Consider the following 26,871-nt stretch of genomic DNA (forward strand, 5'->3'; position numbering starts at 1 on the left):
CTCAATCCGCACAGCGTTTCCCGCTGCGTGGCTCGAAATCGGCGGGCGGAGTCCGGTGCGGTCACGGCGGCGCTGACGACGGTGAGATCAAGGACCGCGCGAGGTCCAGCCGGAGGGAAGCGGCCCCTCCTGCGCGGCTCGCTCTCGGTCGACCTGTGCGGACCAGCCCTGTGCACGGTCGACCGTGTCGAACGCACCCCGAGCCAGTCGGAGACCGACATCCTCATGATGGATGCGCGGTGCTCCCCCACGGCGGACAGATGCCCGCACGCTCCAGGCGTCGTCGGCGAACCCGCCGCCACGGAACACGCGGTAGTCGTCGTAGCGGGCGGGGTCCAACAGGTCCCAGCACCATTCCCAGACGTTGCCGAGCGTGTCGAAGAGACCGTGGAGGTTCGGCAGTTTGCCGCCGATGTTCTGCGGCGACGAGACGCCGTCCGCGCTCGTCCACGCGGCGTCGGCCAGAGGCGCATAGTGCGGTCCGGTGGAACCGGCCCGGCACGCGAACTCCCACTCCGCTTCGGTGGGCAACCGGTACCCGTCTGCGGTCGTGTCCCAGGAGACGTCCTCACCATCGAACAGGTAGACCCGATCCAGGCCCTCCCACTCGGATGCGGCGTTGCAGAAGTGGATGGCGCGCAGCCAGCTGAGGTCGGATGCGGGGCGACGAGGGTGGCGCACCGGGATGCCGAGCACCTCTGCGAGCTGCTCCTCCGTCACCGGATACACGCCGATCTCGAAGGGCTCCAGCGTGACCACGCGCTGCTCCTCGCGGCGTGCGTCCCGCAGTGTCAGCACGCCGGCGGGGATGCGGGCGAACTCGAAGGCGCTCACCGGTCCCCCGCGTCCGAGCGTCGGACTCGATTCACGAGGGCACTCGCTCTACCCAGGACGGGAACTTGGCCGTGCGACCGTCGCCGGAGGATGTGCGGGTCACGCGCCGACGGACCCAGGGGCCCACGAACTCCCGATAGTAGGCGAGCCCCGACGGCCCCGCACCGAGGCGATCGCTCGGCGCCCACCAAGTCTCCGGCGGCTCGAAGCCGAGAGCATGCAGCACCCGAGCCGCCACACGGTGATGGCCCGCCGCGTTCATGTGCAGCCGGTCGTCCGCCCAGTAGGCGCCACGGGAGAGCTCACGATCCGGCCAGTTGAATGCACGGACCACATCGGGGCGCTCTTCGATCCGTCGAAGCACGGCATCAGAGAGGAGATCTCCGCGCCGTTGAACGAGGGATCCCATCGGAAGCTGTCCACTCGGGTTCGCCCCGGAGAGCAGGATCATGGTCACCCCCTCCTCGTCGCACCGGCGCAGCACGCGGCTGAACGCATCGGCGATGTGCTCGACATCGGTGCGTGGGCGAAGCATGTCGTTGCCTCCGCCGTTGAAGGAGAGATGTGTCGGCCTCAGCGCGAGCGCGGGCTCGAGCTGCTGCTCGACGATCGGCCAGGCGAGCTTGCCTCTGATCGCGAGGTTGGCGTACTGGATCGAGTGCCCAGCAGCGTCCGCCCACCCTTGAGCAGCGAGATCCGCCCAGCCGCGCTCACGCCCATCCGGGAGGACATCACCGACCCCCTCGGTAAAGGAATCACCGATCGCCACGAACCGCACATCTGCCATCGTCCCAGCCTATTGCGGCAGACGAGAGCAGGCGTCAACGATCGTCGAGCGCCTGCCCGCCGCGGTCGACGAGCCCCCATGCTGCGGCCGCAGCACCGAGGAAGCACACCCCGAACACCGCGAACAGCAGCGGCGCTCCACCGGCGAGCAGCAGCACCGGAACGGAGAGCGGCGCCACGATCGATGCGATGCGACCCACTCCTGCCGCCCAACCGGCGCCCGTTCCCCGCAGGGAGGTGGGATAGATCTCGGGGGTCACTGCGTACAGGGCTCCCCAGGCGCCCAGGTTGAAGAACGACAGAGCCATGCCCGCGGCGATGATGGCGCCCTCGGTCGTCGCTGTGCCGAAGACCACTGCAGACACCGCAGAACCGAGCAGGAACACCGACAGCGTCAGCCGACGCCCCCACACCTCGATCAGCCACGCCGCGACCGCATAGCCCGGCAGCTGGGCCAGCGTGATGATGAGGGTGAAACCGAACGAACGCACCAGATCGAACCCGGCATCCACGAGGATGCTCGGTATCCAGATGAACGCCCCGTAGTAGGCGAAGTTCACGCCCAACCACACCATCCACAGGCACAGTGTGCGCACTCGGAACTCCGGGTTCCAGAGCGTTGCCAGCCGCGCGCGTGCGGTGACCGCGATCGCACGTGATGCCGGCTCCTTGCGGATAGCGGGGGCACCGCCCACCCCGGCATCGGCCTCGAACGCCGAGACGATGCGGTCTGCTTCCGCGATGCGTCCTCGCGAGGCGAGCCAGCGGGGCGATTCCGGCATCCGCCACCGCACGAAGAGTGCGTACACGGCAGGGATCGCGCCGAGCGCGAAGGCCCAGCGCCACCCGTCATCGGAGGCCGGTATGACGAGGAAGCCGATCACGGCGGCCGCGGTCCATCCGAGTGCCCAGAAGGCCTCCAGCACCACGATCAGCCGGCCACGGATCCGGGCCGGAGCGAACTCGCTCACATACGTCGATGCGACCGGGAGCTCGGCGCCGAGACCGAGACCGACCAGGAAGCGGAGAAGGAGCAGTGCCGCGAGACCTCCGACGAGCGCGCTGGCACCGGTCGCGATGCCGTATACGAGCAGCGTGAGCGCGAACACCTGCCGTCGTCCGAAACGATCCGCCAGCAGGCCACCGAGCGTCGCGCCGATGGCCATGCCGATGAACCCGACCGAGGCGATCCAACCGGCCTCGCCCTTCGTCAGCCCCCACTGCTGCGTGAGCGCGGCGAGGATGAAGGAGATCAGACCGACATCCATCGCGTCCAAAGCCCAGCCGAGCCCCGAACCCGTCAGGAGACGCAGGTGGCGACGGGTGAACGGCAGGACGTCCAGGCGCTCGGCCAAAGATGAGCGGCTCGGCAAGGCGGTGTTGGCCATGCTCTTCATCGTAGAGCCGAGCGCCCGACGTCCCGCGCCCGATGACGTCAGTCCTGAGCGTCGAGGATCCGCTTCACCCGCGGGATCACCTCGGTGCCGTACAGCTCGATGCTGCGCATCATCGACTCGTGCGACAGGGTGCCTGTGGCGTACTTCAAGTCGAACCGGCCGAGTCCCAGCGTCGTGATCGTGTCGGCGATCTTCGCCGCGACGCGATCCGGCGAGCCCGCGTAGATCGCTCCTTCAGGACCGATGTCGTTCTGGAAGCGCGCACGGCTGTATGCCGGCCATCCGCGCTCACGTCCGATCGTGTTGTTCATGGCCTCGAAACCGGAGTAGGCGGCGTCCCAGGCCTCCGCATCCGTCTCGGCGATATGGCCGGGCGAATGCACCGAGACGGGGTGCGACGTCGTGCCGAAGGAGGCCACGGAGCGGTGGTACAGGTCGACGAAGGGCTTGAACCGCTCCGCTGATCCCCCGATGATCGCGAGCATCAGGCCGAGGCCATGGCGTGCGACACGGACGACCGACTCAGGGCTGCCCCCCACACCGACCCAGGTGCGCAGACCCTTCTCGGTCTTCGGGAACACGTTCGCGTTCTCGAGCGAAGCGCGCATGGTGCCCGACCACGTCACCGGCTCCTCCTTGAGGAGCTCGACGAACAGCTCGAGCTTCTGCTCGAAGAGTGCGTCGTAGTCACGGAGGTCATAGCCGAACAACGGGAACGACTCGATGAAGGAGCCGCGGCCGAGAACCACCTCGGCACGACCGTTCGAGAGGGCATCCAACGTCGAGAACCGCTCGAAAACGCGCACAGGGTCGTCGGACGAGAGCACCGTCACCGCCGTGCCCAAACGGATGTGCTTGGTGCGGGCCGCGATAGCGGCCAGCACCATCTCCGGGGCAGAGACCGCGAACTCCGCGCGGTGGTGCTCCCCCACCCCGAAGAAGTCCACACCGACCGTATCGGCCAGCTCTGCCTGCGCGACGATGTTGCGGATCGTCTGCGCGCCGGTGAGGAGCTCTCCGTCCGCGTTCCTGGTGATGTCGCCGAACGTGTCCAACCCGAATTCGATGCCCATGTCATCCCTTCCTATTCAGATGAATGAACACGCCTCGGCCGGACCGCATTCCCGTCAGCGCGGAAGCAAAGCGCTGCGAAGCGTGTCGAGGCCGACACCACCCATGTCGAGTGCACGCTTGTGGAAGTCCTTGAACGAGAACGCATCGCCTTCGGCTGCGCGGACGCCGTCACGGACCTGTTCCCAGATACGCTGACCGACCTTGTAGGACGGCGCCTGACCAGGCCAGCCCAGGTAGCGATTCACCTCGAACTGCACGAACTGATCGGACATGTTCACGTTCCGGCGCATGAAGTCCAGTGCGTACTCGGCGTCCCAGACACCCGTGCCGTCGAGTCGAGGCTTGCCCAGGTGCACGCCGATGTCGAGCACCACGCGGGCAGCCCGCATGCGCTGTCCGTCGAGCATGCCGAGACGGTCGGCGGGATCGTCGAGGTAGCCCAGCTGCTCCATCAGACGCTCGGCATACAGAGCCCAGCCCTCGGCATGACCCGAGGTGCCGGCGAGCAGACGGCGCCAGGAGTTGAGCTCGGCCCGGTTGTACACGGCCTGGGCGATCTGGAGGTGGTGTCCCGGCACGCCCTCATGGAACACCGTGGTCAGCTCGCGCCAGGTGTCGAACTCGGTCACGCCCTCGGGGACCGACCACCACATGCGGCCGGGACGGGAGAAGTCATCCGTCGGCCCGGTGTAGTAGATGCCGCCCTCCTGCGTGGGGGCGATCATGCACTCGAGAGTGCGGATGGCCTCTGGAATGTCGAAGTGCGAGGCGCCGAGCTCGGCGACTGCGCGGTCGCTCGTCTCCTGCATCCACCTCTGGAGCGCGTCGGTGCCGACGAGCTTGCGGGCGGGATCCGCCTCGAGATGGGCGACGGCCTCTTCCACGGACGCACCGGGCAGGATCTCGTTCGCGATCGCGGTCTGCTCGGCCACCATGCGCGCGAGCTCCTCGCGCCCCCACTCGTACGTCTCGTCGAGGTCGATCGTCGCCCCGAGGAAGCGACGGGAGTTGAGCGCATACAGGTCGCGTCCGACCGCGTCGACCTCGCCCGTCGCGGGAGCGAGCTCTTCCACGAGGAAGCGACGAAGCTCGTCGTAAGCGACACGTGCGGCAGCGGAGTTGTCGGCGAGGCTGCGCGCGAGCGAAGCGGGCAGCTGCCCCTCATCGGGATCGGCATCGGCCACGAAGGCGGCGAAGAAGCCGTCATCGGCCGTGTAGCGGTCGATCTGCGTCGCGACCTCGACGACCTGGCGTCGCGCAGGCGTCACTCCCTCGGCGATCCCGGTACGCAGGGTCTCGACGTAGCCGCGCAGTGCCTCGGGGACCGCGGCGAGCCTCGTCGCGATCACATCCCAGTTCTCGACGGTCGCGGTCGGCATCAGATCGAACGCCGCGCGCACATCCTGTGCGGCCGAGGCGATGACGTTGAGGTCCCGCAGATGCCACTTCGCGTCGTGCAGCTCGAGGTCGAGACGCAGCTCGGCTCCGAGGTCGGTCTTGGTGACCTCGTCGATCGCATCGACCGGCTCGAGTGCGGAGAGCTTGTCGAGCGTCGCGCGGGTCGCCGCGGCGATCTCCTCGTGCCCCGCCGGGCTCAGGTCACCGAAACGGTCGTTCACCTCATCGCGGCCGATATACGTCCCGAGCGTGGGCGCCAGGACCGCGATCGTGTCGACCCATTCATCGGCGACGGCGTCGATGGCGGAGGGGGTTCGGGGAGCTGAAGTCATAGCTGTCAGCCTAATCCCCGGCCCCCTTCCGCCGCCGGACCTCAGTGCGCGGCTTCGTTCCAGTCGCGACCGCGTCCGACCTGCACGTCGAGCGGCACCGACAAGTCGGCGGCGTCACCCATCCGCGCCCGCACGATGCGCTCCGTCGCTTCCCACTCCCCGGGAGCGACCTCGACGACGAGCTCGTCATGGATCTGGAGCAGCACGCGCGAGGAGAGCTGCTCGGAGCGGAGATCATCGTGGATGTGCAGGAGCGCGATCTTCATGATGTCTGCGGCACTGCCCTGGATGGGGGCGTTGAGGGCCGCGCGCTCGGCGTTCTCGCGCAGCACCCGGTTCGGGCTCGCCAGGTCGGGGAATGGACGGCGGCGGCCGAAGATCGTCTCGGTGTAGCCGACCTCCTTCGCCTTCATGACCGACGCGCGCAGATAGTCGCGCACCGCGCCGAACCGAGCGAAGTACTCGATCATGAGCTGCTTGGCCTCGGACTGCTCGATGCGCAGCTGCTTGGAGAGGCCGAACGCGGAGAGCCCGTAGACCAGGCCGTACGACATCGCCTTGACCTTGGTACGCATTGCCGCCGTCACCTCGCTCGGCTCGACACCGAAGACCCGCGCGCCGACGAAACGGTGCAGGTCTTCCCCGCTGTTGAACGCTTCGATGAGGCCTTCGTCGCCGGAGAGGTGCGCCATGATGCGCATCTCGATCTGCGAGTAGTCGGCGGTGAGAAGCGCTTCGTAACCCTCGCCCACCTCGAACGCGCTGCGGATGCGACGGGATTCCTCGGTACGCACCGGGATATTCTGCAGGTTGGGGTCGGTGCTGGAGAGACGCCCCGTCTGGCTTCCGGTCTGCACATACGTCGTGTGCACCCGGTGATCGTCGCCGATGGCGGTATCGAGCGACTCGATGATCTGACGCAGCTTGGTGGCCTCACGGTGCTGCAGCAGCAGGTTCAGGAACGGGTGGGGGTTGCTCTCCTGCAGGTCGGCGAGAACCGCGGCATCCGTCGAGTAACCGGTCTTGGTCTTTCGGGTCTTCGGCAGCTGCAGGTCTTCGAACAGGACCTCCTGCAGTTGCTTGGGCGAGCCGAGGTTGAACTCGCGCCCGACCACGGAGAAGGCCTCCTGCGCGAGTGCCTCGGCGCGGGCGGCGAGCTCTCCGGAGAACGTGGACAGCACGTCGTGCGAGACCGCGACGCCCGCGACCTCCATGTCGGCGAGGGTGAGCAGCGTCGGCAGCTCGATGTCGACCAAGACCTTGGCGACCGGCTCGGGGATGTCTTCCCGAAGAGCATCGGCGACACGCAGCGCGAACCACGCCTCCTGCGAAGGCGTCGCGCCCTCGGTCTCGGGCACGAGCTGCGACGGGTCGGCCTCGGGGAGCTTCTCGCCCAGGTAGCGCTCGACCAGGTCGGAGAGGGTCTTGTCCGGGAAGCTGGGTCGCAGCAGCCAGCCGGCGAGACTCGTGTCGTACGAAAGGCCACCGAGGCGGATGCCTTGACGGATCAGTGCCTTCACCTGCGCTTTCGCGTCGTGGAGCACCTTCGGCGCGTCGGACTCGAGCCATCCGCGCAGCGCCTCGGGCGCGGCTTCGGTCCAGCCGGATTCGCGGAGCTCGGTCAGGGTGGCGGCACCGATGCGCACGGGCACTCCGCCCTGTGTCGTGACACGGAGGGAGACTTCGCCTTCCTGTGCCGAACCCCAGGCAGCGAGCTCGGCGGGCGTCACCTCCACAGGCACAGGAAGGACGACCACGGATGCGGGATCGTCGGCGACCTCGCCCGCACCGACGGCCTCGAACACCCGCGGGAGCAGTGTGCGGAACTCCAGGCGCGCGAAGATGTCACGCACGGCCTGGGCATCGATCGGCGCGACCGCGAGATCGGCAGGGCCGACGGGAAGCTCCACGTCGGTGAGCAGCCGGTTGAGCTTGCGGTTGCGGCGCACGTCGTCGATGTGATCGCGGAGGTTGCCGCCGACCACACCCTTGATCTCGTCGGCTCGGGCGATCAGTTCGTCGAGCGACCCGAACTGCGTGAGCCACTTGACGGCGGTCTTCTCCCCCACCTTCGGCACACCGGGCAGGTTGTCGCTGGTCTCTCCGACGAGAGCGGCGATGTCGGGATACTGCTCCGGCCGGACCCCGTAGCGCTCCTGGACGGTCGTCGGGTCGTAGCGCTTGAGCTGGGAGACGCCCTGCACCGACGGGTACAGCAGCGTGACATCGTCGTTGACGAGCTGGATCGTGTCGCGGTCGCCCGAGACGACGAGCACGTCGAAGCCCTGTTCGGCCCCCTGAGACGCGAGCGTGGCGAGGATGTCGTCGGCCTCGATCCCCTCCTTCGTCAGCACCGGGATCGACATCGCGGTGAGGCACTCCTGGAGCAGGGGGATCTGCCCCTTGAACTCCTGAGGCGACTCGGAGCGCGTGGCCTTGTACTCCGGGTACTCGTCGGTGCGGAAGGAGTGACGCGAGGTGTCGAAGGCGATCGCCAGGTGCGTCGGCTGCTCGGCCTTGATGAGGTTCACCAGCATCGACAGGAAGCCGTAGATGCCGTTCGTGTGCTGGTTGTCTTTGGTCGTGAAGTTGTCGACCGGGAGGGCGAAGAAGGCACGATAGGCGAGCGAATGGCCGTCGACGACCATGAGGGTAGGCTTTGCGGAGTCCGTCACCCTGTCAGCCTAACGAGGACGACAGACACCCGCTGAGGAGGATGCATGAGCGACGTCGCGACGAGCGAGGGACTCGACTGGGCCACAGCCCGCGGAATGGGCGCTCTGGCCGAGAAGATGGGCATGGAGTTCGTCGAATTCAGCGTCGACCGCTGCGTCGCGACGATGCCGGTCGAGGGCAACACGCAGCCTGTCGGACTCATGCACGGCGGCGCCTACGTGGTCCTCGGGGAATCCCTCGGATCGATGGCGGCCAATCTGCACGCCGGTGCCGGACGGCTCGCCGTCGGCGTCGACATCAACGCGACGCACACGCGTTCGGCGACGTCGGGCGTCGTCACCGGCGTCTGCACCCCTGTCCACCTGGGACGCAGCATCACCGTGCACGAAATCGTGGTGACCGACGATCAGGGGCGACGTTGCTCCACGATCCGCATCACCAACATGATCAAGGACCTTCCCGCCGGGCGCTGAGCGGTTCCTCCAGCAGTCGCTGGAAGAGCAGGTGGTCCTGCCACTCCCCCGCGATGCGGAGGTACTTCGGCGCCATCCCGATGCGCTCGAAGTCGTTTCCTCGCAGCACGCTCTGGGAGCCGAGATTGTGCACCAGTGTGGCCGCCTGCAGCCGATGAAGTCCCAGTTCCGTGCGCGAGTACTCGATGATCTGCGCGACGGCGCGATGCGCGAGCCCACGACGCAGCCGCGAGACGTCGACCCAGTAGCCGAGATCGGCGCTCCAGAACGCACCACGGACGACGTTGTTGATGTTCATCCGTCCGCGGATCTCGCCGTCGTCGGACGAGATGACGAAGCGGAAGCTGCGGCCTGCGGACGCATCGTCGACGCACTGCTGCGCGTGCTGCTCCTGCGAGGCGACGGTGAAGAACGCCTCCGTGCGTGAAGGCTCCCACGGTGCAAGGTGCTCGCGGTTCGCCAGATACGCCCTCGAGAGCGCGGCGCCATCTCCGAGGCGCACGGGCCGAAGGATGTGCTCGGTATCGAGCCGGATGACCCCGGCGCTCACCCTTACTTCTTGGGCGCGAGCTGCTCGATGATCGCCTTGGCGACGTCCTGCATCGTCAGACGGCGATCCATGGAGGCCTTCTGGATCCAGCGGAACGCCTCGGGCTCGCTCAGACCCATCTTCTCGTTGAGCAGACCCTTGGCCCGATCGACGAGCTTGCGGGTCTCGAAGCGCTCGACCATGTCGGCGACCTCGGCCTCGAGCGTGATGATCTGCTCGTGCCGGGCCAGCGCGATCTCGATCGCCGGCAGGAGGTCGTTCGGAGTGAACGGCTTCACGACGTACGCGAGAGCACCGGCCTCGCTGGCACGCTCGACGAGCTCCTTCTGGCTGAAAGCCGTGAGGAGCACGACGGGGGCGATGTTGCCCTTGTGCAGCTTCTCGGCGGCGCTGATGCCGTCGAGCTGAGGCATCTTGACATCCATGATGACGAGGTCGGGGCGCAGCTCGGTCGCCAGAGCGACCGCGGTCTCTCCATCACCGGCCTCACCGACGACATCGAAGCCGTTGTCGCGGAGGATCTCGACGATGTCGAGACGGATCAGCGACTCATCTTCGGCGACGACCACGCGTCGGGGTGCGGATGACGTGGGCTGCTCAGCCTGCTCTTCTTGCTCTGTCACAGAACCATCCTAGTGGAGTGCCCCTGTCTGCAGGCCGTAACCACTCTGCGCGGAGGATCACTCCCCCTCCCCTGCGCTAAAGTCATAGACGCGACACACGAGCCGGCGTGGCGGAATGGCAGACGCGGAGCACTCAAAATGCTTTGTCCGAAAGGGCGTGTGGGTTCGAGTCCCACCGCCGGCACCCTTGCAGCGCAGATCACCTCAGACGACGGCGCGCCCTCGAAACGAGGATGAGCGCGGCGCCGATCGTCATCATCATCGCTGCGCTGATGAGCAGGGGCGGCAGGCCGCTCGTGTCGCCACCCGTTCCCGCCAGACCACCATGCGGGGGTGCGCCCGGATCCGACGGACCCGGAGCGGGAGGAGGGCTGGGCGCCGGAGTCGGGATGGTGAGCGCGGCAGAGGTCGCCGTGGCCGGACTGTAGCAGTCCGCCGTACCGGAGACCGTCACGCTGATGTCTCGACCGACGTCGGCGGCGACCAGGGTGTAGGTGCTCGAGGTTGCTCCGTCGATCGGCTGGCCGTCGCGGAGCCACAGGTAGTCGATCTCTGTCGGCACGGGGACCCATGGGGCAACGTCGACGGTGAGCTCGCTCCCCTCGCTCGGTGTCCCGCTGATGATGGGGGCTGACGTGGCGAAAGTCTTCAGACTCACACGGATCGTGTAGTCGGCGGTGTCCCGAGTGGTGGTGTCGGGTGTCGGTGCCACACCGTTGAATGCCTGGATCGTGAAACCGAAGTCGCCGTCGATGGTCGGGACGCCCGCGATCTCGCCGGTATCGCCGTTGAGCGTGATTCCCGGGGGCAGCACGCCGCTGATGATCTCGTAGAAGCTCGGTGGCGGTGTACCCGTGGCGATGACGACGTCGCTGAACGCTTCGCAGCTGAGCGCCGTGAACGCCGTGCCGGCGATGTCCGGGGAGCGCAGTGGCTGAAGCGCCGTGATCCCGGGAGTCGACTCGCCGGTGACGGGGTTGTATGCGTATCCGCTGACGAATATCGTCCCCCCATCGGTCGCAGCTGTGATTCCGATCGGCGATATCTGAGACGGGGCGAAGGCGGTCGGGGGGATGGTGTCGAGCACCGCACCGCTCGTGTCCGAGATGACGATCGTGCCGTCGTACTGCACGGTGAAGAGTCGGTCGTTCGGGCCGAGAGTGGTCTGCGCGGCATTCGGGAGTGCGGTGACGGCGAGGCCCCCGCCATCCGTTCCGACTCCGACGAGGACCGAGTTGCCGTCGGCGAGGCTGTACGCCGAGAAGTGAAGCCGACCGTCGGCGGCGAGGTTCAGGTTGAATGCGGCGTAGCTGATCTGCAGGCCCGGGAGCGGCGTCGCCGGTCGAGCCGTGCCGTCCGAGGAGTAGCTTGCGATCTCGTTCGGGGAGGCGCCCGCGTTGATGGTGTAGATCGTGCCGTCCTCGGCAAGGGCGAGCCCCGCGAGGCTGATGTCCTCGCTGCCGGTGAGCACGGCCGTGTTGAGGGTCACCCCCACCGGGTCGTACGTGGTGACCTGCCATAGCCCGGTCATGTTGTTTCGTTCCAGGACGTGCGGATTCTCCGCAGCATCCAATGCCAGACCTGTCGGCGAGGTGTCGGGGTTGTACCAGGAGGCAAGGCGCGATCCGGTGTCGCTGTCACGGATGATCGCTTGAGACGAACCCGAGGAGTAGTTCGCGATCCCGTAGATCTCACCCGCCGTCGTAGCGAGAATCGTCGAAGGAACCAGGAACCCGGTGGGCTCCGATTGGGTGGTGTTCCAGCTCCGGACCACGTGGTAAGAGCCGTCGTCCCCGAGCGGAGGCGGCACGGCGGCGTTGGCTGCTGCCGCCGTGGCGAACACGACGGCCACACCCAACACAAGCCCTGTCCATACTCGAAGTCTCACGTTCGTTCTCACGATGTCTTTGCTCTCCTCATCGGAAAAAGTCGGTCGCCCCGGTCGGTGGAGCGATGGTCTGCGGTGGGTCGACGGCTCACAGGGACGCGGCGGTCCCGTCGTGCGTCGGGACGACATCGGCGGTGTGATACTGGAACACGAGGCGGGCCGGCACGGTCCCCGCCAGCACCTCGTCGACCGATGCGTTGACCTGGTCCAGCTCACGGGGCTCGGTGACGACCCGCGTCCGTCCGGCGGCGTGAAGGTCGAAGACCTCGGCCAGATCCTGCCTGGTCCCGACGATGGAGCCGATGATGCTGATCCCCTTGAGCACGGTGTCGAAGATCGGCACCGTGAGCTCCCCACCGGCGGGGAGGGATACCAGCACGAGCCTGCCGCCGCGGTTCAGAGAGCGGAACGCCTGGTCGAAGACCGCGGGCGCGACCGCGAGGACGACGACGACGTCGGCACCACCGAGATCTCGGATCGCAGCGACCGGATCGGCGTCGGCGGCGTTCACGACGTGGTCTGCACCCAGCTCGGATGCCAGGTCGAGTTTCTCGTCGGTGATGTCCACCGCGATGACCTTGGCGCCCACCAGGCGGGCGTACTGCACCGCAAGGTGCCCGAGCCCCCCGACACCGAAGATCGCGACCGTCTCGCCCGGCGTGACATGCGCGTTCTTGATCGCCGCGTAGGTCGTGACTCCGGCGCAGGTGAGCGGCGCGGCGTCGATCGCGGTGATGCCGTCCGGAACGGGAACGGCGAAGCGGGCGTCTGCCAGCATGTACTCGGCGTAGCCGCCGTCGACGGCGTAGCCGTTGTTGTACTGGCTCTCGCAGAGGTTCTCTCGACCATCGACGCAGTACCGGCATTCGCCGCATGCGTGGCCGAGCCAGGGCATCGCGACTCTCTGTCCGACCGTGCGGCTGGTCACGCCGTCACCGAGCTGTTCGACGATGCCCACGCCTTCGTGCCCCGGGATGAGCGGGAGCGGGGGCTTGACCGGCCAATCTCCGCGCATGGCGTGGATGTCGGTGTGGCACAGTCCGCATGTCTCCACCCGGACCAGGACCTGTCCCGGACCGGGCTGTGGGATCGGACGCTCTTCCACCTGCGCCGGTGCACCGAACTCTGTGACGACTGCTGCTCGCATCATTCCTCCTGGACGGGCCTCGTGGATGCTTCAAGTCTGACGCCGCCGGACCTTCTTCCCCGGGTCGAAGGTCCCACCGTGCCGGGCGCTCAGCGGACGAGCACGGTGACAGTGGAGGGACTCGAGAGGACCTCTTGGCTGGTCGAACCGAGGAGGAATCGGGCGATCGCGCCACGGCCGTGAGAGCCGATGACCGTGAGACGCGCGTCCCGCGAGAGGCGGTTGATGACGGTTGCGGCATAGCCGCGCTCGACGACTCGATGCACCTCGAGCTCCGGATACAGGCGAGGGATCCCCTTCAGAGAATCCGTCAGCGCCTCCTCCGTCACCTTCTGCATGCCGGAGAGATAGTCCGCAGGATAGGCCGACATGTTGAGCGGCAACGGGACCGTGACCCAGGTGTTGACCACGGTGAGCGGATCGCCGGTGCGCGCGGCTTCTGCCGCGGCGAAATCGATGAGCTTCCCGGACACCGCGGATCCGTCGACGCCCACGATCACGCCCCGCCGACCGGCGAGATCGATGTCGGGAACGACGACCACCGGGCAGTGGGCACCTGCCGCCACACGGATGCCGTGGTGGATGCTGCGCGCACCAGCATGATCCCCCCGGAAGTCGCTTCCAATCACGAGGAGATCGAACACCATCGATGCGCTGATCAGTTCCTCCACCGGGTTTCCTCGCGAGACCACGGTGTCCGCCTTCACCCCGTGCGCCCTGACCCGCTCCGCTTCGCGTTCGAGCAACGTCTGCGTCAGGCTGATGGCCTCGGCGACGACTGCCCCTTCGCCGACTGTTCCGATCGCGCCGCCCACGACCGAGAGGAGCTCTACCCTGCTGAGCCGTTCATTCGCGCGGTGCGCCGCCCACTCGACGGCTCGTCGGGAGGCTGGAGTGTCGACGACTCCGACCAGGATGCTCTCTTGCATGAGTGGTTTCCTTTCAGGGGGCGAAACGTGCGCGGGGCCGGGGCTCGGGACTGATCGGTACTTCTTCTCCGTGGTCGGGAACGCGCGCCGGCCACCCCAGTTCGTGTTCGATCCGGAGCCGCAGCGCGTCGGCGGCGGCGGGTTCGCCGTGCGTGACGTAGACGGCACCGGGCGCGCGCGAGGCGCCCCGCATCCAACGGAGCACGCCATCGGCATCGGCATGCGCGGACATCGAGTCGATCGCCACGACCTCGGCCTCCACGGCGATCTCTCTGCCGAATAGGCGCAGCGTGCGCGCGCCGGACAGGAGACGAGCTCCGCGTGTACCGCCGGCCTGGTACCCGGTGAGGACGATCGCATTGCGCTCGTCGGGGGCGTAGGCCTGAAGATGGTGGAGGATCCGCCCGCCTGCGAGCATTCCGCTGGCCGAGATGATGATCATCGGCCCTCCGCGCAGATTGAGCAGTTTCGAGTCGTCGACGCTGTGGATCGGCGTCGCGAGCCCATACAGCCGATCGACCTCTTCTCGGGACAGCCGATGTTCCTCAGGGTGGCGTCGATACACCTCGGCGACGGTGATCGCCATCGGGCTGTTGACGTAGATCGGCACATCGGGGATCTCACCGCGGTCCCGCAGACGGGACAGATGCAACAGCACCGTCTCGGTGCGTCCGACGGCGAAGGCGGGGATGAGCACCACACCGTTGCGACGCACCGTGCGCCGCACGATGTCCCCCAACGACGTTTCCGGGTCGACAGTGCTGTGTGCGCGATCTCCATACGTGGATTCGGTCACGAGGACGTCGGCGCCTTCGAAGGGGTGCGGCGGCCGCATGAGGGGGTCATCGGTTCGTCCGAGGTCACCGGTGAAGCACAGCCGACGACCGTCGACGTCGACATATGCGCTCACGGCGCCCAGGATGTGACCGGCCGGATGAAGCACGACGCCGGTCGCGCCGGATACAGATGTCTCCTCCCCTTCCGGCACGATGACGAACCGTTCCACGGCGCGCTCCGCATCCTGCGTCGTGTAGAGAGGTCGGGGATGCTCATGCCGAGACCACTTGTGCTTCGCCGCGTGCCGTGCTTCCTCCTCGAGCAGATGCGCACTGTCCATGAGCATGATCCGGGAGAGGGAAGCCGTGCCGGCACTCGCGTAGATGCGACCCCCGAACCCGTCTCTGACGAGTGCCGGGAGGTACCCGGAGTGATCCAGATGCGCGTGGGTGAGGACCACCGCGTCGATGGAATCCGGAGGGACCGGAAACGGTGCACGATTGCGCTCGCGGAGCACCTTGAATCCCTGGAACAGCCCGCAATCCACGAGGATCCGCGAGGAAGGGGCACTGACGAGATAGCGGGAGCCGGTCACCGTATCGGCGGCCCCGAGAAAGGTCAGGCTCGCGGCACTGCCCTTCGTCGCGGTCATGGTCTTGACCGGCTGCTCACTGCCGACGATCCCGAGAGCGCCTCGAGGGCGAGTGCGGCACCCCAGGCATGGGCGCGTTCGAGCTCGCCGGCGAGGAGCCGGCTGTCCTTGTCGACCAGGAAGCTCTCGGGGCGGACGAGCTCTCGCAGCCCCCGCTTCCGCAGCCGCGTGCTGATCGCCGTCGCCGCCGAGCCGGTGAAGATCCTCGGCATGTCGACACGGGTGTCGAAGGCGGCGAAGCCGGACACCGCGCGCGGGTCGGTCTCGATCCACTCCCGGATCCCGGTCGCTCGGCTTCCCTGCTCGAGCGCCAGGTGCTTCCCGAGGTCCTTGGCCCACATCTCGGCTTCGCGCCGGGAAGCGGGTCTGCTCAGCGAGTGGGCGTGAGTGGGCGCTCCGACCACGAGGACGCCGTGCTCATTCGGGGGAACCTCATCGCGCACGTCGACGAGGGCGGCGACGAGATGCTGCCGCACACCGTCGGTGATCGCCTCGGCCACGCGACGGGTGTTGCCGAAGAAGGACTCGAAGACGATGTCCGTGGACGGGGCGTCGGTATGCGCGTATCCACCCGTCACGATCGCGTTCCCTCATGCAGGAGAGCGGTGATGTCGATCGGTTGAGTGGCGGGAAGCTGCAGATCGGCGGGATCGATCACGAGTGGACGATGTGCGGCGAAGGTCGAGTCGGCCATGATGCTCCTCTGACGGTGGTGGGAGTGCCCCGACGAGACATGCTTCTCCCGTGCGGTGCCACTGTCAGGGTCGAACGTCCCATGAACGTTCACGACGGATCGAAGCGTTCCCCCGTCGCTCGATCGGAGAAGTGCTCCGTGGCACCGTAGACGGCCGCCTGCGTGCGACGCTGCATGCCGAGCTTCGCGAGGAGACCAGAGACGTAGTTCTTGACCGTCTTCTCGGCGAGGCCGAGGCGCTCGCCGATCTGACGGTTCGTGAGTCCTTCCGCGATCAAGCGCAGAATCTGGCTCTCGCGCAGGGTCAACGGCGCCTCGGGGGCGGGAAGGGCCGTCGCGCGAGAAGCGAGCTCGGTCCGCACACGCGCTGTGACTGCCGGAGGCGTCAAGTCCTCACCGGCCGCCGCCCGGCGGATCGAGTCGATGAGAGAAGTGCCACGGATCGTCTTCAGGACATACCCCGACGCGCCGGCGATCACCGAGGCGGCGCTCGCCGCGTCGTCGTCGAAGGCCGTGAGCATGAGGCATCGAATCCCGGGGTGCGCCGATCGGATGCTCCGGCAGAGGTCCACGCCGCTGCCGTCCGGGAGCCGCACGTCGAGCACGACGACATCCGGCGAAGTCGCCTCCACCCGCCCGAGCGTGCCGCGCACAGTGCCGGATTCTCCGACTACCTCGAGCCCCGGCTCCGCGTCGAGGATCTGCGCGATTCCGCGACGGACGACACTGTGGTCATCCACCAGGAACACGCCGATCATCGGGAGCCCGTCGTCTCCGCCTCGAGCGGCGCCCGCCAGTGGACCCTCGTGCCGCCGAGGTCTCGGGCCGCGACCGTGCACGTGCCGCCATGCGCTCGCGCGCGCATCTCCAGATTCGCCGTCCCGCTGACGCGCTCCGGGTTCTCGGGCATACCGATCCCGTCGTCGTCGACGACGACCGTGACATGGGATGCCGTGACGGCGACGATGACCTCCGACGTCGTGGCGCGCGCATGGCGGGCGACGTTGCTCAGCGACTCGCGCACCACGGCGACGATGTCCTCACCGAGCGCGCCGGTGACGAGGAGATCGACGGGACCGGAGAACGAGACGCGGGGAGCGCTGCGAAGACTCGGGGTGAACTCGCCCACCACGTCGAGGAGACGATGACGGACCGACTCGGGGTCCGTGGTCTGAAGAGCGAAGATGGCCGTGCGGAAGTCGGAGATGGCCGCGTCGATCTCTCCGGCGTGCGCGGAGATTGCTTCGGCACGATCAGGCGTGGTCGCTGCCAGCGCCTGCAGGCCGAGCCCTGTTCCGAACAGCCGCTGTATGACGTTGTCGTGAAGGTCTCGTGCGATCCGGGCACGATCCTCGATCAGATCCAGCCGCTGACGGTCAGCACGCGCATGCGCGAGGGCGACGGCGATGCCCGCTTGCGCGGCGAACTCGGAGAGCACCGACAGATCGTCGTCGGAAAACCGCTTCGTCTTCGCATCACGGACCACGTAGAGCGCGCCCGCGGGCGCACCCGCAACCAGAAGGGGGACGGCGAGGGTCGACCCCCCTGGAGCGTGCCCTTCGAAAGATGGAGCCTCGGCCGGGGCGGAATCGGAGATGACGAGTCCTCCACCCATCGCCCTGGAGATCAGCGAATCCCCCTCCGGAATCTCCGTCCCCTCGATCCGTTCGGCACCGACCCCGCGGGCCGTCTTCACCTGATGCCGCTTTCCATCTGGCCCGGGCGCAACGATCAACACCAGATCCGCATCGATCACAGAAGCCACCTTCTCCGCGACCACGCCGAAGACATCGTCGGAGTCCGACGAGAGGAGCGCAGCGGATACCTCTGCGAGTGCGCGGCTGAGACGCTGTAGACGCCGGGACTCCTCATAGCGACGCGCGTTGTCTATCGCGATCGCGGCCGTGGTCGCGAGGGCGATCACCAGCTCTTCGTCTTCGTCGGTGAACTCGCCGCCCGTGCGGTTGGTGAGATACAGATTCCCGTATATCTCCCCGCGCACCCGGATCGGAACGCCGAGGAACGTGCGCATGACCGGATGGTGCGGGGGCAACCCCACCGATCGCGGATCGGCGCCGAGGTCGACCAGGCGGATCGGATGCGCGCTCTCGATGACCGCCCCCAGCACGCCATGCCCTTCCGGGAGATGACCGATCCGATCTGCGACATCATCCGGCATCCCGACGTGGATGAACTGCTCCAGGCGTCCCTCGCGGTCGATCACACCGAGCGCGCCGTATTGCGCATCCACCAGAGTCACGGCGGCCTCGGCGATGTGGCGAAGAACCTGTTCGAGGTCGAGGTCCTCCACGACGATCTGGCTCGCACGGAGCAGGCTGCGCAGTCGGCCCTGGGCGCTGAGCACGTGCTGAGCTCGTTCCACCAGCTCGCCGATCGTGCTCTCCAGCTCGGATCGGCGCTGGTCGGGGAACCGAAGCTCTTCGTCGTCCATCACCCCTACTTTCCGCGAGCAGACATTGCCGACACTACTCTCGAACGGCCCCTGCGGGACCTTCGACTCTTCAGACTCGACCTCCCTCGTCGCACGATGGCATTCCACCGAGAGAGGAAGCACGAATGCCTGCACGATATGTCCTGGCGCTCAAGGGACGCGGTGGCGAGGAAACGGCGCATGCGTGGGCCGAGTCGCATGCTGCCGCGGCCGGCGTCCCGGTCGTCCGCGTGCATGTGGCGACCGGAGACGATGCGGATTTCGCGCACCCCGAACCGCGCAGGACGACGGACGTCGTACTCCCGAGGGGGCCCGTGCCGGAACAGCTCGCCCGCTTCCTCCAGGATGATGACGCCCTGGTGATCAGCACCGGCAAGACGGGGTTCATCCACAGCCGTGTCTTCGGCACCATGAGTCTGCGCATCGCAGCGGTGGCGCGCTGCGCCGTCGTGGTCGTGCCGCACCTCGATCTGCGCTTCCGCTCAGGGATCGTCGCCGGGGTGAAGGCCGATGACCTGCTCGACCCCGTCGTCCGCGCGGCATCCGACGAGGCCGCACGGCGCGGGGAGCCGCTGCAAGTCGTGCATTCCTCGTTCTCCGGGATCGTTCCGGCGCCCGTGGAGACGTCGGCATCCGCGCTGGAGCAGGCGGCCGCTCTCGTCCAACGGCTGCACCCTCGGGCCACGCTGCGAACGCGCGAGACCGTGCGGCCGCCGGCGGAAGCGCTGTTGGACGCCTCCCGGAATGCCGCACTCGTCGTCATCGGCGCAGGGCACGCTCATCGCAGCGAGCATTCCCTCGGACCTGTCGTCCAGGACGTCCTCGTCAACATCAACGCACCCGTCCTCATCGTGCCCGGCGATCGGGCCCACCACTCGGGATGAGCCGAGACCACACCGTGGGACGTTCGCCTCTGCGAGCCGCTCCCGCGGGGTGAATCCTGGACGGATGACAGACATCGTCGAGCCGCTCCCCATCGTCGTCGGCGTCGATGGCTCCGCCGCCTCCGTGGAGGCGTTGTCGTACGCGGCGCGCATCGCCGCTGCACTCGATGTCCCACTCGCGGCGGTGACCACCTGGACGTATCCGGTGATGCTCGATCCGTTCGATCCCGGCACCGAATGGTCTCCCAAGATGGATGCGCAACGGTGCCTCCTCGATGCCGTGCGTGCAGCGTTCCAGGGATCGCCTCCGGAGCATTTCTCGCAGTCGGTCGTTCCCGGCCGCGCCGCAGAGGTGCTCATCGAACAGAGCGACCGGGCGTCGATGCTCGTCGTCGGCAGTCGTGGACATGGGGGATTCGCCGGGCTGCTCCTCGGCTCCGTCAGTGCGGCGTGCGCGGCCCACGCCCGCTGTCCGGTGCTCGTCGTCCACACACCGATGCCGCCCGCTGTCACATCCGAAGCCCCTCGGGCCTCCACTCCCCCTGGACGGCGCTGATCGTCACGGTAGAGAGAAGAGAGAGGAACCGCACTGCCCCTGGAGCGCGGCCCCTGTCCCTTTTTCTCGGAGCGGCCCTCCCGATGCGGGCGACTCCCCCCCTCTTTTTCCCAGAAGGCGAGGATACGACGCGAAGGCCGCCCCACGGTGGGTCTTTGGTCCCGTGACGAGTCCTGTTCCCGTCCGAGTCGCGAGCTGTACTGTGAGCTGCACGTCCGTACCCGCCTTGATGGCCGCCCCACCGCCCGACAACGAAGAGAGGGACGAATGCACCGAGTGTTCCTGGTCGACGATCACGAGATCGTGCGCCGCGGCATCGCCGGACTCCTCGACGCGCACCCCGATCTGACGGTGGTCGGGGAAGCATCAACCTGCAGCGAGGCGGTCATCCGGATCGCCGAGACACTCCCGGACGTCGCCGTCCTGGACGTGCATCTCCCTGACGGCAGCGGTATCGATCTGTGCCGCCACATCCGCCAAGCCCATCCGAGCGTGCGATGCCTGATCCTGACCGCATTCGACGATGACGACGCGCTCGTCGCCGCCGTCATGGGCGATGCCTCCGGCTACCTGTTGAAGAGTCTGCACACCGATGAACTCGTGCGTGCCGTCTGCGCCGTGGCCGACGGAGAGTCACTGCTGAATCCCTCGATGGTGCGCCGCATCACCCATCGCGTGCGCGACGCCCGCACAGAGGACCCTCGTTACGGATCGCTCAACCTGCGCGAGAAGCAGACGCTCGCGCTGATCGCCGAAGGGCTGACCAACGCTCAGATCGGCGACCGTCTCGGGCTCGCGGAGAAGACGGTGAAGAACTACGTCTCCTCCGTGCTCAGCAAGCTCGGGCTGGAGCGCCGGACGCAGGCGGCCGTGCTCGAAACGGAGCGGACGGCCGGAATCGGCTCTCCCGGTGCGCCGTCGGCGCCACCTCATCAATAAGGGCGGACGACGATGCGGTTGTCGACCTCGGTCACATGCGGAGAGGCCCAGGCCGCTTCCACAGCCTGATTCTTCTCCGCCCATGATCGGACGGTGCCGGTGAGCATGACCGAGGTGCCCGAGACCGCGACCTCGATCGTGTGCGCGTCGACAAGCGCGTTGCGCCTGATCGCGCCGCGGATGCGTTCCTCTGCATCCGCCGCCGAGGGCCGGGCGGTGAGCGTGATCATGCTGTTCACGGTTCGCACACCTTTCAGATGCTGCACCGCGCGCTTCGCGGCGCGCCGCTCGTAGTCCCAGTCCACCTCCCCCATGAGGCTGACGTCGCCGCCCTCGATCACCGCCTTCACGCCGGGAGGGACGTCAGCGGCAGCGCGAAGAGCGTGCTCCACCTCCTCCGCGACGGCGGTGTCGGCCATGTGTTCGTCCGGCGACGACGGCAGGACGAGGTGGTCGATGACGGCATTCACGCCGCGTACGCGCAGGGCGGCGTGTCGTGCCGCCAGGCGCTCGGTGTGGCTGTCGACTTCACCGGAGAGGGCCACTGTGCCGTCTTCGACCGCGACGCCGATCCCCGCGCTGTCGACATCGGGGGTCCACTCCAGTTCCTGCTGGACCGCTCGCTGCAGGTCTTCGTCATCGATGCGGGTGGTGGATGTCATGGTGCTACTCCTTCTGATCGTGGTGCTCGGGTTCGACGGAAGGCGCAGAGATCCCGCGGTCACCGCCGTTCGGGGTGGGGGCGCTGTTCCAGGTCCACCCCGCGATCTCAGGCGCATCTTCGCCGTGCGCGCGCGTGTAGGCCCGCGCACGAAGCCGCGCATCCTGCATCTCCTGTCGCAGCACCGCGTGCGTGGAGGCGAGGCCGGGCACCCGGTCGATCACGTCAATCACGAGGTGGAACCGGTCCATCTCGTTCATCATGACCATGTCGAACGGTGTCGTCGTGGTGCCCTCCTCGATGTAGCCGCGCACATGGAGGTTGTCGTGTCCGTGCCGCCGGTACGTGAGGCGGTGGATGAGCCACGGGTAGCCGTGGTAGGCGAAGATCACAGGCCTGTCCTCGGTGAAGACGGCGTCGTACTCCCGGTCGCTGAGTCCGTGCGGATGCTCGCCCTCGCTCTGGAGCCGCATCAGGTCGACCACGTTGACGACCCGGACGCTCAGCCGAGGCATGCGCTCACGGATGATGGCTGCCGCGGCGAGGACCTCCAGCGTCGGGACATCACCCGCCGCCGCGAGGACGACGTCCGGTTCCTGATCCGTCCGCTCGTTCCCGGCCCATTCCAGGATGCCCAGCCCCCGTGTGCAGTGTTCGATGGCCTCCGACATCGTCAACCAGTTCGGCGCCGGCTGCTTGCCGGCGACGACGACGTTGACGTAGTCCACCGAACGCAGACAGTGATCGTAGGTCGACAGGAGCGTGTTGGCGTCGAAGGGCAGGTAGACGCGCACCACATCCGCCTTCTTGTTCACCACGTGGTCGATGAATCCCGGGTCCTGGTGCGATAGCCCGTTGTGATCCTGACGCCAGACGTGTGAGCTGAGCAGGTAGTTCAGCGAGGAGATCGGGCGGCGCCAGGGAATGCCCTTCGCGGTCTTGAGCCACTTGGCGTGCTGATTGAACATCGAGTCGACGATGTGCACGAACGCCTCGTAGGAATTGAAGACTCCATGGCGCCCCGTCAGCAGGTAGCCCTCGAGCCAACCCTGACATTGGTGTTCGCTGAGCATCTCGACGACGCGGCCGGCCGTGGCCAGGTGGTTGTCGTCATCGATCGGCCACAGCGCGGCGTTCCACTGCTTGTCCGTGACCTCGAAGACGGCGTCGAGACGGTTGGAGGCGGTCTCGTCGGGACCGAAGATCCGGAAGTCCTCCGGGTTGGCCGCGATCACATCGCGCAGCCAGGTGCCGAGAACGCGGGTGGCCTCGCTGACGGACCCTCCCGGAGACGGGACATCGACGGCGTAGTCGCGGAAGTCCGGGAGAACCAGGTCTCTGCGCAGGAGCCCGCCGTTCGCCACGGGGTTGGCACTCATCCGCGCATCTCCCTCCGGCGCGAGAGCGGCCACGGACGCTCTGATCGAACCCGACTCGTCGAACAGCTCCTCCGGCCGGTAGGAGCGCATCCAGTGCTCGAGCAGCTGGGTGTGCGCGAGCGTGTCGCGGGCGTCCCGAAGGGGAACCTGGTGCGAACGCCAGTTGTCCTCCGCCGGATGTCCGTCGATCACCTTCGGGCAGGTCCACCCCTTGGGTGTGCGCAGCACGATCATCGGCCAGGCGGGACGGGCGTTGAGCGCGCCCGACGCCGCATCCGCCTTGATCTGCGCGATCTGGTTGAGCACCTGATCCAGGGTGTGCGCGAATCGTCTGTGGACTTCGAGGGGATCCTCACCGTCGAACCCTCCGGAGACGAGGTACGGCGTGTGCCCGTACCCGCGCATCAACTGCAGAAGCTCCTCTTCGGGGATGCGGGCGAGCACGGTCGGGTTGGCGATCTTGTAGCCGTTCAGGTGCAGGATCGGCAGCACCACCCCGTCGTGCTGGGGATCGAGGAACTTGTTCGAGTGCCATCCGGTCGCCAGGGGCCCGGTCTCGGCTTCGCCGTCGCCGACGACGGCGGCGACCAGCAGGTCCGGATTGTCGAATGCGGCCCCGTAGGCGTGGGACAGCGAGTAGCCGAGCTCGCCACCCTCGTGGATCGACCCCGGGGTCTCCGGTGCCACGTGGCTGGGGATCCCCCCGGGGAAGGAGAACTGGCGGAACAGCGCGCGGACGCCTTTCTCGGTGCGAGGGATCGCGTCGTACACCTCGCTGTATGTGCCGTCCAGGTAGGCGTTGGCGACCATCCCGGGCCCTCCGTGACCCGGCCCGGCGACGAAGAGGACATCGAGCGCACGCTCCCGGATGACGCGGTTCAGGTGGGCGTAGATGAAGTTGAGGCCGGGCGTGGTCCCCCAGTGGCCGAGCAGTCGCGGCTTGATGTGGTCGCGGGTGAGCGGCTCGCGCAGCAGCGGGTTGTCGAGCAGGTAGATCTGCCCCACCGACAGGTAGTTCGCTGCACGCCACCAGGCGTTCAGAGCCTCCAGCGTCGGGGGTGACGGTTCGGTCAGCTCGATGCTCGGCCAGCTGAGGGCTCCGGACGCACTCATCGCGTTTCGTCTCGGAAGGGGGTTCGCGTCATGAGCACGAGTACATCTCCGTTCGCTCGGGCGCTCCAGTGCCGAAGGTCCCGAGCCGGTCCACGAGACCCTCGGACGGCGTTCGCCGCAGACCCTTTCGTCAGACGACCTCTGGAGTCAGGTCGGTGTGACCTTCGTCCCGGGGATCGCGCACCGGACCCGCGATCGTGGGGAGATGGAGACCACACGGACCGACCGCATCATCGTGGGCGTCGATGGCTCGGCGTCATCCGTCGAAGCGCTGCGCTACGCCGCTCCCCTGGCGGACGCCCTGAACAGACCTCTGCACGTCGTCACCACATGGACCGCACCACCCATCGATCCCTATGCGGCCATCGAGTGGTCGCCCGAACAGGACGCCGAGGAGATTCTCGGTGAGAGCATCCGGAAGGCCTTCGGCGGACGACCACCCGCCGGACTGACCCAGCGGACACTGCTCGGTGCTCCCGCACGAACGCTCATCGGACTGAGCGAGAACTGCTACATGCTCGTGCTGGGCAGTCGCGGTCACGGAGGGTTCGCCGGATTGCTCCTGGGCTCGGTCAGCGCCGCATGCGCGGAACACGCGCACTGTCCCGTCCTGATCGTCCACACACCGAAGACCGCAGCCGCAGACGGCGACCACACTCGACTCTGATCCCGAGAGACCCTCTCGACGCCAGGACGACGAAGCCGAACTCGCCCGCCGGTGCCGACGAACATCTGCGTGCCGACGACCGCCCTGGCCTCCGACTCCGACTACCGTCGCACCTCCGAGTGCGCTCGTCCGAGGTTCACGAGCGACACGAATACGAAGACGATCACGGTGACCGCGGCGGCCAGCCCCAGGGCGACCGCTGCGCCCCAGAGGAGTCCGACGTTGACGCCGCCCGCTCCTGGCGGCTGGAGAGCGGAGTCCAGCTGGACGAGGAGCATCGCTCCGGTGAGGAGGATTCCGGCTGCTTGGGCGGTGATCAGGAGCGTCGCGCCACGAGGAAGCTCTCGGAAGCGCCGCGCGGTCAGCAAGTGCGCGGTCGCGACGAGGGCCACGAGCAGCGACACGTACACGACGACGGTCTGGATCACGTCGGCCACCGTGACAGGGAGGAAGACACCGCGCACCACACACGTCTGCGCGAACGGGAACAGCTCGAAGACCCAATCACGTCCGCCCTCGCCCGGTCCAGGACAGACCCCTGTGTAGCGGTCGCGCCCTGCATTCGTGGACACCACGAAGACGCTCAGGATGAAGAGGCACCATGCCACCCACCCGATGACCGTGGGCCGCAACGACGACCGTCGGGTTCTCGGGACCGTTGGCGTCATGAGCGCCATCGTAACGGGACCCTCCTCGTGCTCTTTCGCTGCGTGCGCTAGAAAGTCCTTATGCACAACGGTGACGGTCTGCCGGCCGCGCATGCCACGCGCCCGCGGCGCCGACGCCGCGCCCTCGTCCTGATCGGCGCCCTCGTGATCGTGGTGCTCGTGCTCGTCGCGATCGAGGTCACCCGCCGAACGCTGGCCGAGCAGGAGGATGCGCGGACGGATCCGGCCTTCTATGCGCTTCCCACTCCCCTGCCCCGCGACGATCCGGGCGAGATCATCCGCATCGCACCGATCGAAAGCGCTCCCGTCGGCACCAGCGCGTGGCGTGTGATCTACCACTCGCGCGATCAGGCGGGCGCGGATATCCCGGTGTCCGGCGTCGTGATCGTCCCGAACGGGCCGGTTCCCGACGGCGGACGCACGATCGTGTCCTGGGGGCATCCCACCACGGGGGCGGCCACACGGTGCGCACCGTCGCTCGGGATGGACCCGTTCGAGTACATCGAGGGGATGCACGAGCTGCTCGCCGAGGGGTACGCCATCGCCGCCACCGACTATCCCGGCCTCGGGGTCGAAGGCGCCTCGTCGTATCTGCTGGGCATTCCCGAATCCAACAGCGTGCTGGACATCGTGCGCGCCGCACGCCGCATCGACGGCGCAGGGGTGAGCGACAGGGTCGTGCTGTGGGGACATTCGCAGGGAGGCCAGGCGGTTCTGTTCGCGGCGGAGCGCGCGGCGGAGTACGCGCACGAGCTCACGATCGAGGGCGTCGCGGTGGCGGCGCCGGCGGCGAATCTGAACGCGTTGATGACCGACGACATCGTCAACCTCTCGGGCGTCACCATCGCCTCCTTCGCCATCCCGGCCTACGAAGCCGCCTACGCAGAGCAGTACGGCTCCGAGGCGATCACCGACGTGCTCACGCCCGCCGGGCTGTCGGCGACCCCCGACATGGCCGCCCTGTGCCTGCTCACCCAGAACGCGCAGATCCACGCGATCGCCGACCCGCTCGTCGGTCGCTACGTGCGAAGCGACCCTGCGACGACAGAGCCCTGGCAGACGATGCTCCAGGAGAACAGTGCGGGGAACAGCCCTCTCAGGGTGCCGGTCTTCGTCGGTCAGGGAGAAGCAGACGAGCTCGTGCTCCCGAGCGCGACCGAGGGCTACGTGAAGCTGCTCTGCACACAGAGCACGGAGGTCACCTTCCACCGCTATCCGGATGTCACCCACGGCCTCGCCGCCTACGCCGCGCTGCCGGATCTGCTCCTGTGGCTCCCGACGCTCGGTGGAGGCCGCCCCGCTGCCGACGGCTGCGACTGAGC

General features: G+C 67.5%; 24 protein-coding genes and 1 tRNA gene. 7 read left to right on the plus strand and 18 right to left on the minus strand.

What is annotated here, in order from left to right; genetic code table 11:
- Positions 1-87 precede the first annotated feature (87 nt).
- The 6 genes from F6W70_RS08235 to polA are packed head-to-tail and all read right to left on the minus strand — an operon-like array spanning position 88 to position 8,496.
- Positions 88-834: a formylglycine-generating enzyme family protein gene (locus F6W70_RS08235; RefSeq protein WP_151486361.1), complete on the minus strand. Its 747-nt coding sequence runs from the start codon at positions 832-834 to the stop codon at positions 88-90.
- 31 nt (positions 835-865) lie between these two features.
- The gene (locus F6W70_RS08240) at positions 866-1,621 is read right to left on the minus strand and encodes an SGNH/GDSL hydrolase family protein (protein WP_200935131.1); all 756 of its coding nucleotides are present in this window, start codon (positions 1,619-1,621) and stop codon (positions 866-868) included.
- Positions 1,622-1,655: 34 nt separating this feature from the next.
- Positions 1,656-3,008 carry an MFS transporter gene (locus tag F6W70_RS08245; RefSeq protein ID WP_151486362.1) on the minus strand — a complete coding sequence of 451 codons (1,353 nt, stop codon included), beginning with the start codon at positions 3,006-3,008 and terminating at the stop codon, positions 1,656-1,658.
- A gap of 47 nt (positions 3,009-3,055) precedes the next feature.
- Complete coding sequence (locus F6W70_RS08250) at positions 3,056-4,090, minus strand: LLM class flavin-dependent oxidoreductase (RefSeq protein ID WP_151486363.1); 1,035 nt, start codon at positions 4,088-4,090, stop codon at positions 3,056-3,058.
- A 54-nt stretch (positions 4,091-4,144) separates the two neighbouring features.
- Complete coding sequence (locus tag F6W70_RS08255) at positions 4,145-5,821, minus strand: DUF885 domain-containing protein (RefSeq protein WP_017830606.1); 1,677 nt, start codon at positions 5,819-5,821, stop codon at positions 4,145-4,147.
- Between the two features lie 41 nt (positions 5,822-5,862).
- A complete protein-coding gene (gene polA / locus F6W70_RS08260; RefSeq protein WP_318278836.1) occupies positions 5,863-8,496 on the minus strand; it encodes a DNA polymerase I in 2,634 nt (877 codons plus the stop codon).
- A 45-nt stretch (positions 8,497-8,541) separates the two neighbouring features.
- Between polA and F6W70_RS08265 the strand changes: the two genes are divergently transcribed.
- The gene (locus tag F6W70_RS08265; RefSeq protein WP_055868202.1) at positions 8,542-8,970 is read left to right on the plus strand and encodes a hotdog fold thioesterase; all 429 of its coding nucleotides are present in this window, start codon (positions 8,542-8,544) and stop codon (positions 8,968-8,970) included.
- Here the strand turns inward: F6W70_RS08265 and F6W70_RS08270 are convergent.
- Positions 8,945-9,520: a GNAT family N-acetyltransferase gene (locus F6W70_RS08270; protein ID WP_151486364.1), complete on the minus strand. Its 576-nt coding sequence runs from the start codon at positions 9,518-9,520 to the stop codon at positions 8,945-8,947. The genes F6W70_RS08265 and F6W70_RS08270 overlap by 26 nt on opposite strands.
- 2 nt (positions 9,521-9,522) lie before the next feature.
- On the minus strand, positions 9,523-10,143 hold the full coding sequence (locus F6W70_RS08275; protein ID WP_017830602.1) for an ANTAR domain-containing response regulator: 621 nt from the start codon (positions 10,141-10,143) through the stop codon (positions 9,523-9,525).
- Positions 10,144-10,244: 101 nt separating this feature from the next.
- Here F6W70_RS08275 and F6W70_RS08280 point away from each other — a divergent pair.
- A tRNA-Leu gene (locus tag F6W70_RS08280) sits at positions 10,245-10,327 on the plus strand.
- 15 nt (positions 10,328-10,342) lie between these two features.
- Here the strand turns inward: F6W70_RS08280 and F6W70_RS08285 are convergent.
- From F6W70_RS08285 to F6W70_RS08315, 7 genes are all read right to left on the minus strand, one after another.
- Entirely contained in the window at positions 10,343-11,995 is a 1,653-nt protein-coding gene (locus F6W70_RS08285; RefSeq protein ID WP_170287871.1) for an NHL repeat-containing protein, read from the minus strand.
- Between the two features lie 124 nt (positions 11,996-12,119).
- A complete protein-coding gene (gene adhP, locus F6W70_RS08290) occupies positions 12,120-13,178 on the minus strand; it encodes an alcohol dehydrogenase AdhP (RefSeq protein ID WP_151486672.1) in 1,059 nt (352 codons plus the stop codon).
- An 89-nt stretch (positions 13,179-13,267) separates the two neighbouring features.
- Positions 13,268-14,107, minus strand: a complete 840-nt coding sequence (locus F6W70_RS08295; RefSeq protein WP_055868200.1) for a universal stress protein — start codon at positions 14,105-14,107, stop codon at positions 13,268-13,270.
- 13 nt (positions 14,108-14,120) lie between these two features.
- Positions 14,121-15,536, minus strand: a complete 1,416-nt coding sequence (locus F6W70_RS08300; protein WP_151486366.1) for an MBL fold metallo-hydrolase — start codon at positions 15,534-15,536, stop codon at positions 14,121-14,123.
- Positions 15,533-16,114, minus strand: a complete 582-nt coding sequence (locus tag F6W70_RS08305) for a flavodoxin family protein (RefSeq protein ID WP_318278837.1) — start codon at positions 16,112-16,114, stop codon at positions 15,533-15,535. The genes F6W70_RS08300 and F6W70_RS08305 overlap by 4 nt, the downstream gene beginning before the upstream one ends.
- A 205-nt stretch (positions 16,115-16,319) precedes the next feature.
- Positions 16,320-16,988, minus strand: a complete 669-nt coding sequence (locus F6W70_RS08310) for a response regulator (RefSeq protein ID WP_151486367.1) — start codon at positions 16,986-16,988, stop codon at positions 16,320-16,322.
- Positions 16,985-18,682, minus strand: coding sequence for a sensor histidine kinase (locus tag F6W70_RS08315; protein WP_151486368.1), 1,698 nt, complete (start codon positions 18,680-18,682; stop codon positions 16,985-16,987). The genes F6W70_RS08310 and F6W70_RS08315 overlap by 4 nt, the downstream gene beginning before the upstream one ends.
- Positions 18,683-18,807: 125 nt before the next feature.
- On the opposite strand from F6W70_RS08315, the gene F6W70_RS08320 reads away from it, so the two are divergent.
- From F6W70_RS08320 to F6W70_RS08330, 3 genes are all read left to right on the plus strand, one after another.
- Positions 18,808-19,566 (plus strand): universal stress protein, encoded by a 759-nt coding sequence (locus F6W70_RS08320; protein ID WP_151486369.1) that lies wholly within the window; start codon positions 18,808-18,810, stop codon positions 19,564-19,566.
- A gap of 64 nt (positions 19,567-19,630) precedes the next feature.
- Entirely contained in the window at positions 19,631-20,122 is a 492-nt protein-coding gene (locus F6W70_RS08325) for a universal stress protein (protein ID WP_151486370.1), read from the plus strand.
- Positions 20,123-20,389: 267 nt separating this feature from the next.
- The gene (locus F6W70_RS08330; RefSeq protein ID WP_055868178.1) at positions 20,390-21,061 is read left to right on the plus strand and encodes a response regulator; all 672 of its coding nucleotides are present in this window, start codon (positions 20,390-20,392) and stop codon (positions 21,059-21,061) included.
- Here the strand turns inward: F6W70_RS08330 and F6W70_RS08335 are convergent.
- On the minus strand, positions 21,055-21,723 hold the full coding sequence (locus tag F6W70_RS08335) for a BON domain-containing protein (RefSeq protein WP_151486371.1): 669 nt from the start codon (positions 21,721-21,723) through the stop codon (positions 21,055-21,057). The two genes, F6W70_RS08330 and F6W70_RS08335, sit on opposite strands and share 7 nt — an antisense overlap.
- 4 nt (positions 21,724-21,727) lie before the next feature.
- Positions 21,728-24,214 carry a phosphoketolase family protein gene (locus tag F6W70_RS08340; protein WP_151486372.1) on the minus strand — a complete coding sequence of 829 codons (2,487 nt, stop codon included), beginning with the start codon at positions 24,212-24,214 and terminating at the stop codon, positions 21,728-21,730.
- Positions 24,215-24,419: 205 nt separating this feature from the next.
- On the opposite strand from F6W70_RS08340, the gene F6W70_RS08345 reads away from it, so the two are divergent.
- Positions 24,420-24,881: a universal stress protein gene (locus F6W70_RS08345; RefSeq protein ID WP_151486373.1), complete on the plus strand. Its 462-nt coding sequence runs from the start codon at positions 24,420-24,422 to the stop codon at positions 24,879-24,881.
- Positions 24,882-24,982: 101 nt separating this feature from the next.
- Here the strand turns inward: F6W70_RS08345 and F6W70_RS08350 are convergent, their stop codons facing one another.
- Positions 24,983-25,549, minus strand: coding sequence for a hypothetical protein (locus tag F6W70_RS08350; protein WP_151486374.1), 567 nt, complete (start codon positions 25,547-25,549; stop codon positions 24,983-24,985).
- Positions 25,550-25,609: 60 nt separating this feature from the next.
- On the opposite strand from F6W70_RS08350, the gene F6W70_RS08355 reads away from it, so the two are divergent.
- A complete protein-coding gene (locus tag F6W70_RS08355; protein ID WP_151486375.1) occupies positions 25,610-26,869 on the plus strand; it encodes an alpha/beta fold hydrolase in 1,260 nt (419 codons plus the stop codon).
- The last annotated feature ends 2 nt before the right edge of the window (positions 26,870-26,871 follow it).

It is taken from the genome of Microbacterium maritypicum (assembly GCF_008868125.1).
GTDB classification, from domain to species: domain Bacteria; phylum Actinomycetota; class Actinomycetes; order Actinomycetales; family Microbacteriaceae; genus Microbacterium; species Microbacterium maritypicum.

Excerpts from the sequence above, each read along its gene's own strand:
- F6W70_RS08240 (WP_200935131.1), bottom strand. The coding sequence starts at position 1,621 with ATGGCAGATGTGCGGTTCGTGGCGATCGGTGATTCCTTTACCGAGGGG.
- F6W70_RS08245 (WP_151486362.1), bottom strand. The coding sequence starts at position 3,008 with ATGGCCAACACCGCCTTGCCGAGCCGCTCATCTTTGGCCGAGCGCCTG.
- F6W70_RS08250 (WP_151486363.1), bottom strand. The coding sequence starts at position 4,090 with ATGGGCATCGAATTCGGGTTGGACACGTTCGGCGACATCACCAGGAAC.
- F6W70_RS08255 (WP_017830606.1), bottom strand. The coding sequence starts at position 5,821 with ATGACTTCAGCTCCCCGAACCCCCTCCGCCATCGACGCCGTCGCCGAT.
- F6W70_RS08265 (WP_055868202.1), top strand. The coding sequence starts at position 8,542 with ATGAGCGACGTCGCGACGAGCGAGGGACTCGACTGGGCCACAGCCCGC.
- adhP (WP_151486672.1), bottom strand. The coding sequence starts at position 13,178 with ATGCGAGCAGCAGTCGTCACAGAGTTCGGTGCACCGGCGCAGGTGGAA.
- F6W70_RS08295 (WP_055868200.1), bottom strand. The coding sequence starts at position 14,107 with ATGCAAGAGAGCATCCTGGTCGGAGTCGTCGACACTCCAGCCTCCCGA.
- F6W70_RS08300 (WP_151486366.1), bottom strand. The coding sequence starts at position 15,536 with ATGACCGCGACGAAGGGCAGTGCCGCGAGCCTGACCTTTCTCGGGGCC.
- F6W70_RS08310 (WP_151486367.1), bottom strand. The coding sequence starts at position 16,988 with ATGATCGGCGTGTTCCTGGTGGATGACCACAGTGTCGTCCGTCGCGGA.
- F6W70_RS08315 (WP_151486368.1), bottom strand. The coding sequence starts at position 18,682 with ATGGACGACGAAGAGCTTCGGTTCCCCGACCAGCGCCGATCCGAGCTG.
- F6W70_RS08320 (WP_151486369.1), top strand. The coding sequence starts at position 18,808 with ATGCCTGCACGATATGTCCTGGCGCTCAAGGGACGCGGTGGCGAGGAA.
- F6W70_RS08325 (WP_151486370.1), top strand. The coding sequence starts at position 19,631 with ATGACAGACATCGTCGAGCCGCTCCCCATCGTCGTCGGCGTCGATGGC.
- F6W70_RS08330 (WP_055868178.1), top strand. The coding sequence starts at position 20,390 with ATGCACCGAGTGTTCCTGGTCGACGATCACGAGATCGTGCGCCGCGGC.
- F6W70_RS08335 (WP_151486371.1), bottom strand. The coding sequence starts at position 21,723 with ATGACATCCACCACCCGCATCGATGACGAAGACCTGCAGCGAGCGGTC.
- F6W70_RS08340 (WP_151486372.1), bottom strand. The coding sequence starts at position 24,214 with ATGAGTGCGTCCGGAGCCCTCAGCTGGCCGAGCATCGAGCTGACCGAA.
- F6W70_RS08345 (WP_151486373.1), top strand. The coding sequence starts at position 24,420 with ATGGAGACCACACGGACCGACCGCATCATCGTGGGCGTCGATGGCTCG.
- F6W70_RS08350 (WP_151486374.1), bottom strand. The coding sequence starts at position 25,549 with ATGACGCCAACGGTCCCGAGAACCCGACGGTCGTCGTTGCGGCCCACG.
- F6W70_RS08355 (WP_151486375.1), top strand. The coding sequence starts at position 25,610 with ATGCACAACGGTGACGGTCTGCCGGCCGCGCATGCCACGCGCCCGCGG.